12 protein-coding genes are annotated in these 12,554 nt (G+C 66.4%); 1 reads left to right on the forward strand and 11 read right to left on the reverse strand.

The features are described 5' to 3' along the window. Position 1: 1 nt before the first annotated feature. From trbL to WG901_RS20850, 8 genes are all read right to left on the reverse strand, one after another. Positions 2-1,306 carry a P-type conjugative transfer protein TrbL gene (gene trbL, locus WG901_RS20815; RefSeq protein WP_339589044.1) on the reverse strand — a complete coding sequence of 435 codons (1,305 nt, stop codon included), beginning with the start codon at positions 1,304-1,306 and terminating at the stop codon, positions 2-4. A 120-nt stretch (positions 1,307-1,426) separates the two neighbouring features. Continuing rightward, complete coding sequence (gene trbJ, locus WG901_RS20820; protein WP_339589045.1) at positions 1,427-2,170, reverse strand: P-type conjugative transfer protein TrbJ; 744 nt, start codon at positions 2,168-2,170, stop codon at positions 1,427-1,429. A 26-nt stretch (positions 2,171-2,196) separates the two neighbouring features. Then, entirely contained in the window at positions 2,197-4,650 is a 2,454-nt protein-coding gene (gene trbE / locus WG901_RS20825) for a conjugal transfer protein TrbE (protein ID WP_339589046.1), read from the reverse strand. After that, a complete protein-coding gene (locus WG901_RS20830) occupies positions 4,644-4,919 on the reverse strand; it encodes a VirB3 family type IV secretion system protein (RefSeq protein ID WP_339586475.1) in 276 nt (91 codons plus the stop codon). The genes trbE and WG901_RS20830 overlap by 7 nt, the downstream gene beginning before the upstream one ends. Beyond that, the gene (locus WG901_RS20835; protein ID WP_339589128.1) at positions 4,916-5,203 is read right to left on the reverse strand and encodes a TrbC/VirB2 family protein; all 288 of its coding nucleotides are present in this window, start codon (positions 5,201-5,203) and stop codon (positions 4,916-4,918) included. The genes WG901_RS20830 and WG901_RS20835 overlap by 4 nt, the downstream gene beginning before the upstream one ends. Before the next feature lie 40 nt (positions 5,204-5,243). Then, complete coding sequence (trbB, locus tag WG901_RS20840) at positions 5,244-6,197, reverse strand: P-type conjugative transfer ATPase TrbB (protein WP_417603852.1); 954 nt, start codon at positions 6,195-6,197, stop codon at positions 5,244-5,246. Positions 6,198-6,229: 32 nt separating this feature from the next. Further along, positions 6,230-6,658, reverse strand: coding sequence for a CopG family transcriptional regulator (locus WG901_RS20845; protein WP_339589048.1), 429 nt, complete (start codon positions 6,656-6,658; stop codon positions 6,230-6,232). A gap of 3 nt (positions 6,659-6,661) precedes the next feature. After that, positions 6,662-8,686 (reverse strand): conjugal transfer protein TraG, encoded by a 2,025-nt coding sequence (locus WG901_RS20850; protein WP_339589049.1) that lies wholly within the window; start codon positions 8,684-8,686, stop codon positions 6,662-6,664. Between the two features lie 218 nt (positions 8,687-8,904). Between WG901_RS20850 and WG901_RS20855 the strand changes: the two genes are divergently transcribed. Further along, complete coding sequence (locus tag WG901_RS20855; protein WP_339589050.1) at positions 8,905-9,180, forward strand: HU family DNA-binding protein; 276 nt, start codon at positions 8,905-8,907, stop codon at positions 9,178-9,180. A gap of 151 nt (positions 9,181-9,331) precedes the next feature. Here the strand turns inward: WG901_RS20855 and rlxS are convergent, their stop codons facing one another. The 3 genes from rlxS to WG901_RS20870 all read right to left on the reverse strand — a co-directional run bounded on the left by rlxS (position 9,332) and on the right by WG901_RS20870 (position 12,441). Then, positions 9,332-11,311 (reverse strand): relaxase/mobilization nuclease RlxS, encoded by a 1,980-nt coding sequence (gene rlxS, locus WG901_RS20860; protein WP_339589051.1) that lies wholly within the window; start codon positions 11,309-11,311, stop codon positions 9,332-9,334. 345 nt (positions 11,312-11,656) lie between these two features. Continuing rightward, positions 11,657-11,791, reverse strand: coding sequence for a hypothetical protein (locus WG901_RS20865; RefSeq protein ID WP_339589052.1), 135 nt, complete (start codon positions 11,789-11,791; stop codon positions 11,657-11,659). A gap of 329 nt (positions 11,792-12,120) precedes the next feature. Beyond that, positions 12,121-12,441: a DUF736 domain-containing protein gene (locus WG901_RS20870; RefSeq protein WP_339589053.1), complete on the reverse strand. Its 321-nt coding sequence runs from the start codon at positions 12,439-12,441 to the stop codon at positions 12,121-12,123. Between the last annotated feature and the right edge of the window lie 113 nt (positions 12,442-12,554).

Here is a 12,554-nt window from a genome sequence, read left to right on the forward strand (position 1 = left end):
GCTAGTCGTCCCTTTCCTTGATGTCGGGAGTGGCGGAAGCACCGCCGCGGTCGCCGTCGCGGATCGTATGGAGCGCCAGCTGACGGCGATTGCGCGCGCTCTGCTCGGACTGCAGCTTCTGGGCCCAGGCCGGCATGGAACCTTGCGCTTCACTGGGCGCGGCGGCACTCGCGCCGCCCTTGGTGGTGCCGGAATTCCAGGCGGACTGCTGGCCGCGCTCGGCTGCTTCGCCGAGCCCAAACGCGGAGGAAGCCTTCTGCGCCGCCGCGCCGCGCGCTGCGGTCGCCATCCCGCCAATGCCGGCGGACACCGAAGAGGATCCGCTCGTTTCCTGGCCGAGCTTGTAGGCAGTCGATGCGGCAGAGCCCATCGATGTCCCGGCGCGGATCGCGCCCATACCGGCACCAGCCAGGCCGCGCGCCGCGCCGGCCGCGCCTGCTCCGGCCATGGCTAGCCCGCCCGCGGCTGCGGCGGTGGTAGCGGCCGCCGAGCCAGCGCCGAGCTGAGGCGCGCCCGCGACAAGACCGGAAGCGACAGCTGGACCGAAGATGCCGAGACCCAGCAGCGCGAGGCTTGCCAGCATCAGCGACAGGGCCTGGTCGATATCGGGCTCTTGTCCCTGCAGCGCTTCGACGAACTGCCCGAAGTAGTTGGAGCCGATGCCAACGATGACGGCGAGGACCATGACCTTGATGCCCGACGAGACGACGGCGCCAAGCACGCGTTCGGCAAGGAAGCTGGTCCGGTTCCAAAGCGCGAAGGGCACGAGGACGAAGCCTGCGAGGCTCGTCAGCTTGAACTCGAGGATCGTCACGAACATCTGCACCGCGAGCACGAAGAAGGCGACGATGACGATGATCCAGGCGATCACGAGCACGGCGATCTGGACGAAGTTCTCGAAGAAGGCGATCGGTCCGACGAGCTCGCTCACCTGCTCGAGCAGGGGCGCTGCGGCCTCGAAGCCGACGCCGGCAAGGTGCCCGGGCTTCAGCAGTTCGTCGGCTGTGATCGTCCCGCCCCCGGCCGTAAGGCCGAGCCCCGCGAACGAGCGGAAGATGATATCCGCGAGATCGTTGAAGCGGTTGAGGATAAGCGCGAAGGCCCCAACGTAGAGGATCTTCTTCAGGAACTTGGCGATGACATCGTCCTCGCCCCCGAGCGCCCAGAAGAGCCCGGCGAGCGTGATATCGATGCCGATCAGCGTTGTCGTCAGGAAGCCGACGTCACTACCGAGCAAGCCGAAGCCCGAGTCGATATATCGGACGAAGGCGTCGAGGAACTGATCGATGACATTGAGATCGTTCACGGAACTGTCCTGACCCAAGAAGACAAAGCGCCGCGAGGACCGGGAGCTCTGGCCCCCGGAGGTCCGCAGTCCTCGCGGCTAGGTGCGCCGGCGGGCTTCAAGGAGCCGGCGCGCGGGAGTTCAATTGCGCGGGCTGTAGGCCTTGCCGTCGCCGAGGAAGCGCGCGGTCGCCTCGCGCGCCTGCCGCTCGATCTGGCCGCGCCGCGCTTGCTCCAGCGCCTCGGCGCGGAACTGCGAGGCGATCAAATTCTGGATCTGGAGCTGCTGCTTCGTCGAGAGCGCGAGGAGCTGATTGGTGGCTTGGCTGACGGCGAGCGAACCTTCGGCGCTCTGGCTGCGCGACACGATCGCCGCGAGCGTCCGGGCATCGCCTTCCACGTTTTCAGCGATCTGGCTCTGGATACTCATCGTCTGCCGGAAGCTGCCCATGGCGACCTCCAGCTGCGCGCGCGCCGCGGTCAGCCGCTGATTGCGCGTACCGAGCCCAGTGAAGTCCTGCGGGAACAGGCCCTCGAACTGACGGTCGAGCGAGCCGACCTTGAAGTCGATACCCTGGGCCTGCCCCATCAGCCGGTCGATCTCCTGCAGCTTGGCTTGCAGCTCCTGGAGCTGCGGGAAGTCGACGCGCGCCAGGTTCTTGCCCTGGTTGATCAGCATCTGTGCTTCGTTCTGCAGCGACTGGATCTGATTGTTGATCGAGGTCAGCGTGCGCGCCGCCGTCAGGATGTTCTGCGCGTAGTTGTTGGCGTCGAATACCGGGATGGCGAGCGCCGGCGTTGCTGGAAGCCCCACGCAGATGACGGCAGCGACGCCGCCGGCAACGAGTGCAGCCGAACCGACGGCGGAGAGGATCTTGGTTTTCATCACAGCTAACTCCTTCTGCTTGAGGATCAGGCGTCGGGCCTGGAGAAATGGGGAAGGACCTCGCGGGCCCATTCGAGTCCCGCATCGGCGAGGAAGGCGGCGAGGAAGCCGCCGCGATCGTGACTCGCGAGAAGGGCGTCGATCCGCTTTTGCGCGGCGGGATCCGAGGCGCCGCAGATAGCCAGGGCCAATGGGCCGAGGCCGAGCTCGAACAGGCGATTTCCGCGGGCGGACTGGAGGTAATAGTGCCGCTTTGGTGTCGCCCGGCTGATCAGCTCGATTTGCCGCTCGCTCAGACCGAAGCGTGCGTAGGCTTCGAGGCTTTGCGGTTCGATCGCCCGGTCGTTGGGCAGCAAGATCCGCTGCGGGCAGCTTTCGATGATAGCCGGGGCGATCGTCGAACTCGATATATCGGCAAGGCTCTGCGTCGCGAAGACGACCGAGACGTTCTTCTTCCGCAGGACTTTGAGCCATTCGCGGATCCGCGCGGCAAAGAGCGGATGGTCGAGGAAGACCCAGGCTTCATCGAGCACAATGAGGGTCGGCCGTCCGGTGAAGCGTTCTTCGAGCCGGTGGAACAGATAGGTCAGGACAGGAGCGACGACGCCGGTGTGTCCGAGTAGCGCCTCGGTCTCGAAGCATTGGACGTCTGCCACCTCGAGCTGGTCTTCGGCGGCGTCGAGCAACCGGCCGAACGGCCCTTCGAGCGTATAGGGCGCGAGCGCCGAACGCAGCGGAATGGACTGGAGCAACAGGGAAAGTCCGGTCAGCGTGCGCTCTTCGGGCGCTGCGCTCGCGAGACTGGTGAGCGCGGACCAGACCGTTTCCTTGATGTTGGGCGTGACCAGCACCCGCTCATGCTCGAGCAAGGCGCCGATCCACTCGGCCGCCCAGGCGCGATGCTTGGCGTCTTGGATCTTTCGCAGCGGCTGGAACGCCAGCGCGCCTGTGCCAACACCAACGCCGGCGCCATCCTCGCCGCCAAGCCCGAGGGCATGATGCGCGCCGTCCATGGCGAGGACCGCAGCGCGGGCCGAGAAGCCCTTGTCGAAGACGTAGATCTGCGCGCCCTCGTAACGCCGGAACTGCAGCGCAAGCAGCGCGAGCAGCACCGACTTGCCCGCCCCGGTCGGACCGACGATCAGCATGTGCCCTACGTCGCCGACGTGAGTGGAGAGACGGAACGGCGTCGAGCCCGAGCTCGTCGCGTGGAGCAGCGGCGGTCCGGCGAGGTGCGCGTTCTTGTCGGGCCCGGCCCAGACACTCGACAAGGGCATCAGGTGCGCGAGGTTCAAGGTGTGGACGAGCGGCTGACGGACGTTGGCGTAGGTCTGGCCGGGCAGGCTCGACAGCCAGGCCTCAACCGCATTCACGCTCTCGCGGATGCAGGTGAAGCCGAGGCCGTTGACGATACGCTCGACGCTGCGGACCATTTCCTCGACGCGGGCGCGATCTTCGTCGGCGACGGTGATCGTCGCGGTCAGGTGCCCGAAGGCGACATGATCGCCGCCGAGCGCCTGGAGCGCGAGATCGGCGTCGGCGGTCTTGTTGTCGGCGTCGCTGTCGAGCAGCTGGACGGGCTGATTGTACATGACCTCGCGCAGCAGCGCGGTCACCGACTTGCGCTTGTTGAACCACTGGCGCCGCAGCTTCGTCAGCGCCCGGGTCGCCTCGGTCTTGTCGAGCGCGATGAATCGGGTGACCCAGCGATAGGCGAAACCCTGGTGGTTGAGCGCGTCGAGGATCCCGGGCCGGCTGACATTGGGGAAGCCCAGGATCGACAGCGTGCGCACATGGCTTTCGCCGAGCATCGGCTCGAGCCCACCGGCGAGCGGGGTATCGGCGAGCAGCGCGTCGAGGTAGATCGGCGTCTCGGGCACCGCGACCGCATGCCGCCGCGTCGAGACCGTGCCGTGGAGATAGGTCAGCGTGTCGCCGTCATCGAGCGGGGCGATCTCGGGCATGAAGCCCGCGAACAGATCGAAGGCCCGATTGGTCTCGGCGACGAAGGCTGCCAAGGCCTGGCGCCAATCCCGGCCCTCGCCCGGCACCTCGCGCTCGATCATCAGGCGGCCGGCGCTCTCGGCCTGGTCGACGCTCGGCAGGAATGTGAGCGTCAGGTAGTATCGGCTCTCGAAATGCTGCCCGGCGGCCTCGAAGGTCGCGCGCCGTTCCTCGTCGACGAGCCAGGAGGCGGGATCGGGGAAGCGACTCTCGGGATAGCCCAGCGCCTCGCGGCGCTCGGCCTCGAAATGGAGCGCCCAGCCCGTGCCGAAGCGCTTGAGCACATTGTTCACTCGCGCGCAGGCCGAGATGAGCTCGCTTTGGCTTGCGCTCTCGAGATCGGGACCGCGAAAGCGCGCCGTGCGCTGGAACGCCCCATCCTTGTTGAGCACGACACCAGGCGCGACCAGCGCGGCCCAGGGCAGATGGTCGGCAAGCCGATCGGCCCGCTGGCGATATTCGCGAAGGTTCAGCACGAGAGATATCCCTTCTGGCGAAGGTGGCGCAGGGCGACGGGCGCGAAGTCGGGATCGCGCTTGGCGGCGAAGACCGCGGCCGTGTGGCCGAGCGCCCAGACCACCAGCCCGGCCAGCCACTGCTGCAGACCGAGCCCGAGCGCGGCGGCGAGTGTGCCGTTGACGATCGCGATAGCGCGCGGCGCGCCGCCAAGCAGGATCGGCTCGACGAGCGCCCGGTGGATCGGGGCTTCGAAGCCTTCGCAGGGCTGATCGGGCGCGGCGATCATACGACGAGCGCCCCGCCGCCGAAGCTGAAGAACGAGAGGAAGAAGCTCGAGGCGGCAAAGGCGATCGACAGACCGAAGACGATCTGGATCAGCCGGCGGAAGCCGCCGGCCGTCTCGCCGAACGCGAGGGTGAGCCCCGTGACGATGATGACGATCACCGCCATGATCTTGGCGACCGGACCCTGGACGGATTCTAGCACCTGCTCGAGCGGCTGCTCCCAGGGCATGCCCGAGCCGGCGGCATAGGCCGGCGCAGTCAGCGCGATCGTGCTCGTGGCAGCCATGAGGCGGACACCGGCGCGCAGTATGGTCTTTGCAGGCATATCAGTCTCCTTGCGTGTTGAGAGCGGGATCGGGCGTGAGGTCGAGAAGCGCGTAGTTGGCGTCGGGGCCGAGCCCCGTAACGCGAGCGATCGTCTCGACGCGGCGCGCGCGGCCGCGGCCACTGATGAAGACGATCGTATCGACGGCCTCGGCGATCAGCCGGCGCGGCACGGTGATCACGGCTTCCTGGACCAGTTGTTCGAGCCGGTAGAGCGCGCTTGCCGCCGAGTTGGCGTGGACCGTAGCGATCCCGCCGGGGTGGCCGGTGTTCCAGGCCTTGAGCATGTCCAGCGCCTCGCGTCCGCGGACCTCGCCCACGATGATGCGGTCGGGCCGGAGGCGCAGGGTCGAGCGCACGAGATCGGCCATGGTAACGGAGCCCGCGCGCGTCCTCAGCGCCACGACGTCCTGGGCGGCACACTGCAACTCGCGCGTATCCTCGATGAGGATCACCCGGTCCTCAAGGTGGGCCATCTCGGCGAGCAGGGCATTGGCAAGCGTGGTCTTGCCCGACGAGGTGCCGCCCACGACGAGGATATTGCGCCGATCGACTACGGCCTGCGCAAGGATGCGCGCGGCTTCAGGCGCCATGATCCCGTCATTCACGTAATCGAGCAGCGTGTAGACCCGCGCGGCGGGCTTCCTGATCGAGAAGCACGGCGCAAGGCTGACGGGCGGCAGCACGCCCTCGAAGCGCTCGCCCGCACCCTCGCCGTGCGGCGGCAGCTCGGCCGAGACGATCGGCGCCGCCGCATGGGCTTCGGTCCGCGCATGCGAGGCGACGAGGCGGATGATCCGCTCCACCTGCGCAGGCTCGTAGCGCACCATGGTATCGGCGCGTCCTTCGCCGAGCCGGTCGAGCCAGAGCGCGCCGTCCGGATTGACCATGATCTCGATCACCAAAGGATCGCCGAGGGCTGCGGCGATCGTCGGCCCCATGGCGCTTTTCAGCATCCCGCGCTTGCGGGTGTCGGAAACGAGTTCGCTCACGAGGCCGCCTCCTCATCGTCGTCATTGGACGCAAGGTTGCTGCCGCCCGCGGCGATCTGGCGGCCGAGCTGGGCGATGAAGCGGTCGTAGCGCTCGCTACCGCGGCGGAGCGCTGCCTGGTCGTGCTCGGGATCAGCAGCGAAAGCCGTCAGCACATACCGGACGAAGAGCATCAGCGCCTCGAGCACGATGCCGACATCGCGGCGGCATTTGCCGAGCTCGCGATTGAGCTGCCCGTTTTCCTTGGAGAGCCGGTCGAGGCGGGGTTTGAGCAGGGTCTCGACCTTGCCCGCGCCCCGGTTGGCGATCCATTCGAGCATGACGTCGTTGATGAGCTGCGACTTGTTGCCGCCCTCGCGCGCGATGATTGCATCGAGCTCCCGCGTCAGCTGCTGCCCGAAATAGAGGTTGTGGCGAATGCGCATGGCTTAGAACCCCGGCAGGAGGTCGGGATCCTGGTCCTGACCTTCGTTCATCGCGTGGCCGCGCGCGACCGCAGTGTTCACCAGGTCCATCGCCCGCTTGTCGGCGGGAACGTCGACGTCATCGCGGTCGGGCTCGTTGTCCTGGGGCGGGACGGGCGCCTGCGGCGCGGCGTTCGCTTCCTCGATCCCGGGATGACGCTCCTGACCGAGCCCGCCGTCATCGAGACCAGCCAGCTGATCCTCGGTCTGCACGTCCAGGCGCGGGTCGGTGCGGCGCACATCCTGGCCCCAATCGTCCGCGCGTGCCTCCGGGCAATCTTCGTAGCCACCCAGATCCAGTGCCGGCGGAGCGAGGCGGCGCGCGAGGAACAGGGGATCCTCGTAATACTTGAGCTTCTTGGCCCGGATTGGCGCGAGCCCAGCGACCATGACGAGCTCGTCGTCGGCCGGAAGCTGCATGACCTCGCCCTGGGTCAGCAGGGGCCGCGCGGTCTCCTGGCGGCTGACCATGACGTGGGCGAGCCAGGGCGCGAGCCGGTGCCCGGCGTAGTTCTTCATCGCGCGCTGCTCGGTCGCAACGCCGAGCGTTTCCGAAATCCGCCGCGCCGTGCGGTCGTCATTGCTCGCGAAAGCGACGCGCACATGGCAGTTGTCGAGGATCGAATTGTGCTCGCCGTAGGCCTTCTCGATCTGGTTGAGGCTCTGGGCGATGAGGAAGGCGCGCACGCCGTAGCCCGCCATGAACGCAAGGCTCGTCTCGAAGAAATCGAGGCGGCCGAGCGCCGGGAACTCGTCGAGCATCATCAGGACCTGATGGCGACGTCCACCCCGCTCGCCTTCAAGCGTCTCGGTCAGCCGGCGCCCGATCTGATTGAGCACGAGCCGGACGAGCGGCTTGGTGCGGCTGATGTCCGAGGGCGGGATGACGAGGTAGAGCGAGAGCGGGCTTTTGCCGTGAACGAGGTCGGCGATGCGCCAATCGCTTCTCGACGTAATCTCCGCGACCATCGGATCGCGATAGAGGCCCAGGAACGACATTGCCGTCGACAGCACTCCCGAGCGTTCGTTCGGACTCTTGTTGAGCATCTCGCGCGCGGCCGAGGCGACCACCGGATGAGCCATCGGCGCCTCGGGCGTACCGATGTGATTGGTGGTCAACATCCGCCGCAATGTCGAAGGCAGGTCGTGGCGCGGATCGGAGAGAAAGGTCGCGACACGGGCGAGCGTCTTCTCTTTTTCCGCATAGAGCACATGAAGGATCACGCCGACGAGCAGGCTGTGGCTGGTTTTCTCCCAATGGTTGCGACGCTCGAGCGCCCCTTCCGGATCGACAAGAATGTCGGCGATGTTCTGCGCGTCGCGGACTTCATGCTCGCCGCGGCGAACCTCGAGCAGCGGGTTGTAGCAGGCGGACCGGCGGTCGGTCGGATTGAAGAGCACGGCATGGCTGAACTGGGCGCGCCAGCCGGCAGTCAAATCCCAGTTCTCGCCCTTGATGTCGTGGACGACGGCAGAGCCCGTCCAGCTGAGCAAGGTCGGCACGACAAGGCCTACGCCTTTGCCGGAACGCGTCGGCGCGAAGGCGAGGACATGCTCGGGTCCGTCGTGCCGCAGGTACCGGTCCGCGAACCGGCCGAGGAATACGCCAGCATGACCAAAGAGACCTGCCCGGGCGACCTCACGGGCGGAAGCCCAGCGCGCCGAGCCATAGGTCGTGACCTGCCGCGCCTGGCGCGCGCGCCACAAGGAGCCTGTGATCGCGGCTGCGCAGCCGAGGAAGCCGCTTGCCCCTGCAAGGGTGCCCGCCTTGTCGAAGACTTTCGGCGCATAGGCCTCGAAGTGATACCACCACGGGAAAATCGACCAGGGCCGATAGATCGGGAAACCGGCGATCTCGAACCAGGGCCGGCCAAGCTCGGGCTGGTAGGCGAGCATTGCCGCGCACCACTGGGTGGCGGCCCAGATGCCTGCGATGACGATCGCGAAAACGATCAGGATCTGTCCAAAGAGGAGCTTGGTCGGCGACATCCTGCGTTCCCCGGCTGGCCGCAATCCGGCCGACGCAATTGTCCCATCGCTCCAAGGTCCGCGGTAGTAGACCAGTGGTGCCTCAGGAGGACAGGCGAGGACTCCTTTGGCGCCGAGGCCACAAAATCAGAGAGAGCCGGGGATTTTCGCGCGCTGTCGATGGACCCGAGTCGCGGCGGCCGATAATTCGTGCGCCTCGCTATTTCTGGGAGACGATCATGAACAATACCGACCTTGCCGAAGCGCTCGCCGCCGATCACGCCCTCACCAAGGCCGACGCGCGCAAGTACGTCGATGCGGTCTTCACCGCGATCGCCGAAGCCGCCGCCAAGGGCGATGAAATCGCGCTCAACGGTTTCGGCAAGTTCAAGGTCAAGGACAGCCCGGCCCGCGAAGGCCGAAACCCGGCGACCGGTGCTGCCATGCAGATCGCCGCCTCGAAGAAGCTGACCTTCGCGCCTGCCAAGGCAGTCAAGGATAAGCTGAACGGCTGACACCAAGCCGTGTCGGGATTGTACAATTTCCCGAGCGGCAACGTGCTATTGTCGTCAAGCGACCGAGGCATTTGGTCGCAAGACTGGATGCCTCAATGAGGCCTGCGCGCTCCGGCACGCAGGCCTCCTTCTTATCCCGCCCATGGAAATGTCACGAAATCGACGGACCTTCTCGTGATCGCCCGATCGTCCAGTTGATGCCGCTCTCGCGCATGATGCCCGATACGCTTTTGCCGACCTCGCGCTCGAGCACGGGCCGCCAGGGCACCAGCGTAAACTCGCGCGACTTCTCGATCAGGGCATAGCGGCCATTCATGAGATCTACGTGGCGCCGATAGACGCCCTCGATGCGCTCACCCGGCCCGCTCTCGGTGAACCGGAGACCCAGCTCTGCCGATAGCTGGCCGGCAACCCGGAGAAGCTCGCGCCGACGAAGCTGCGCGATAACGTCCGGAGCGTAGCGACGCTGACCTGCCTGATCCGCGACGAGGCCCTCCTGCGCCAACCATCGATCGCGACGTTTGAGCGCGTCGCCTAATTCCCGTCCGAAACCGACGTCGGCTCGCGTGACCTGGAGTTCGCCAACCAGTTGCCGGTCGAGCCAGGTGGCAGCCTCAGCGCCGACGAGCTTTTCCAGGGGCGCGGGACTGAGCGTTTCGACGCTGACGGGATTGTCGCGCAGGCGCTGGGCTTCGTAGGCTGCCGCGGTGGCAAGATGTTCGGGTCCAATCACCCAGGCCCCATCGGGCTCGCGTTCCAATGAACCGAGCCGGCGCCGGATTGCTTCGAGGCGGCGGACATGCGTGTCGACGAAACTCCCCGACGCGGTCGGGTCATGTTCGAGATGAAGATCGGCCGAATAGCGTCCCTCGTTCGCGGCCGCGACCTCGACGACCACGCGATCGACAGCGCGCACCTCGCCGGACTTGGGTTCGATGCGCACGATGCAGTCGGTCGCCAGAGCCTCGAAGTTCTCGCCCTTGCCGATGTCGACATAGTGAGCCCGGCCATCCGTCGCTGCGACGACCAGATAGTGCCGGTCCTCGAGTTCGTCGGCGAGGCCCCTCTCGATTACCCGTCCAACGAGGGCCTGGGCTTCCGGTAGCGATGGATCATACTTTGCCCAAGACCTAGCTCCGGGCGGCTCCTCGCCGCGCACGGTATAGGCGCGCTGCATTGTGCGAATGATGTCGCCCTCTTCGCCAAGCCGCTTGAGCGTTTCGGCGAGCGCCGGCGATAGCCGCCAGTGCGAGCCCTTGGATTCCGCGAGGCCAAGGCCTTCGAGATAGCGAAGACGAGCCGTACGCGTGGTCTGCTGGAACGGATCGCCATGGGCGGGAGATACGAGCCCCATGCCATCGGTCTCGCGAAGGAGACGGCGATCGATGCTGGTCAGCCGCTCCTGCTCGACCTCGGCCATGAGGCCGCGCGCAATCGCTGCATCGGTGCGCGGCCCCAGGTCCAGGTCGACGAGCTCCGCGGCGCGCTCGCGCATGCCGTGGCTGAGGTAGCTCTTGGCGATGACGAGGTTCTGCCCGGACTCGTCCTCGCCGCGCACGATGATGTGGACGTGCGGATGCGCCGTATTGAAGTGATCGACCGCGACCCAATCGAGCTTCGTCCCGAGATCCTGTTCCATTCGCGCCATGAGCCGCCGCGTCAGCGGTTTCAGATCCTCGTATTCGGCGCCGTCCTCGGGTGAGACGATGAAGCGGAACTGGTGGCGGTTTCCCTCCGACCGATTGAGGAAGGCATCACGATCAGCATGATCGCTGTCAGGACCGTAGAGCTCGCTGCGTTCGCCCGACCGCGAGGTTCCATCACGCTGGACGTAGCGAAGATGCGCCTTGGCCGCGGCGAACCCCTTCCCCTTCAGATGAACGACGCGCGCCTTGATGATGACCCGCCGTGATCGAAGTGACGCGAACCGGTCTCGCGCGCCAAGCGCCTGGCCCATTCCCGAACCTCGCCCGATCCGGCTTCCGGTGAAGCTGCGCCGGCCTCGTGAAAACACGCCGCCTTGCGCCAGGTTTGTCGCCGCCAGGATCGCGCCGAGCACCGGCCGAGCCGTGCCCTTACCGCGGGCACGCTGCCGGCCAAGCACGGGCAGGAAATCGTCATCGCGCGCCATGGAGAAGTCTCGCGTCGCTGTGGATCGCCAAGGCTGCGCAGAATTCGGTCAATCTGGAAATCGGTGCCTGCCAATCCCGCAGAAATCGGCCATTTTCGGCCAAATTGGCACTGTCCGACTCGGGCAGGCACTGTCCCCACCTCCTAGAAAACGATGTGCAGACAACAGCTTATGGCATGTCAGCCCAGCTGACAGTGCCATTGCCTATATCTTGCCTTACGATTTCTCCCTGATCCCCCGTACCTTCTCCTTCCCCGACGGCACCCACCGTCATCGAATCTGGCTCCCGGCGAGCAAGCAAAAAGGGCTCCCGAGCGAAGCCGCCCGGAAGCCCTATCCTGCTGTTCAAGCGCGGCGTTCTTGAGCCGTAAGTTGCGCCTTGGCCAGTTCCAATTCGGCCGCGATCTGTGCACGTTCCGCATCGTCGCTGCACACGGAAAGCTCGGCGCGAAGCTCTTCGATCTGCTGTTCCAGGGCCATGATCCGTCTCCTGATTGCTTGAGGACGACGGCCTCGCCCGGGGCTCTCGTGGTCCGGGTCAAGGATCGCGAAGCGGCCGCGAAGCGGCGATGGGGGCAACGATTTTTTGCGGGCGAACGGCGTCCGCGAGCGCGCGCATCGCGCGCGCCGCCCGCGAAAAATGGTGGGGCCCCGTCGTCCTTGAGGCGGGCCGCGAGAGCCCCGGATCATGGGCCGACCCGAGCAGAAACCCCTTACCCACGACCGGACTTTGCTCGTCCTGGTCGACTTGGACCGGGATCGAGCACGCGAAAATGCCCCGCGCGATAGTCCGCGCGGGGCATCGGCGATCAGTTGCCGGGGTTCCAGATCAGGGCGAAAGTCTCGTCGTCGTCCTGACCGGCGGCGCGGCCGAGGTTCGCGAAGAGCGGCCGATTGCCGAGCTCGGGCGCCGAGATCGAGACGCGGATGTAATCGTTGCCGCTGACCTCGCTGGTGCGGTTCCAGCCGCCGCCGAGTTCCACGCCGCTCGCGAAAACCCGGTAGTCGGGCTGGTCGCCCATCTTCGCCCGGTTGGGTACGAGCTGGATGTCCGTGCTCACCGAAAGCGTGCGGAGCGAACCCTTGAAGCTGCCGTCGCTCTGGCGGGTGACGTGACCGATTGCAGGCATGATAGTTCTCCTGAGTATTGCGCGCCCGGACCGTCCGGGCGACGGCCCGACCGACAGGGACGGCTTCAGCCGGGCCGCGAACCGTGAGGCCGAAGCGTCAGCGGAGGACCGGA

Source organism: Novosphingobium anseongense (genome assembly GCF_037482895.1).
GTDB lineage: Bacteria > Pseudomonadota > Alphaproteobacteria > Sphingomonadales > Sphingomonadaceae > Novosphingobium > Novosphingobium anseongense.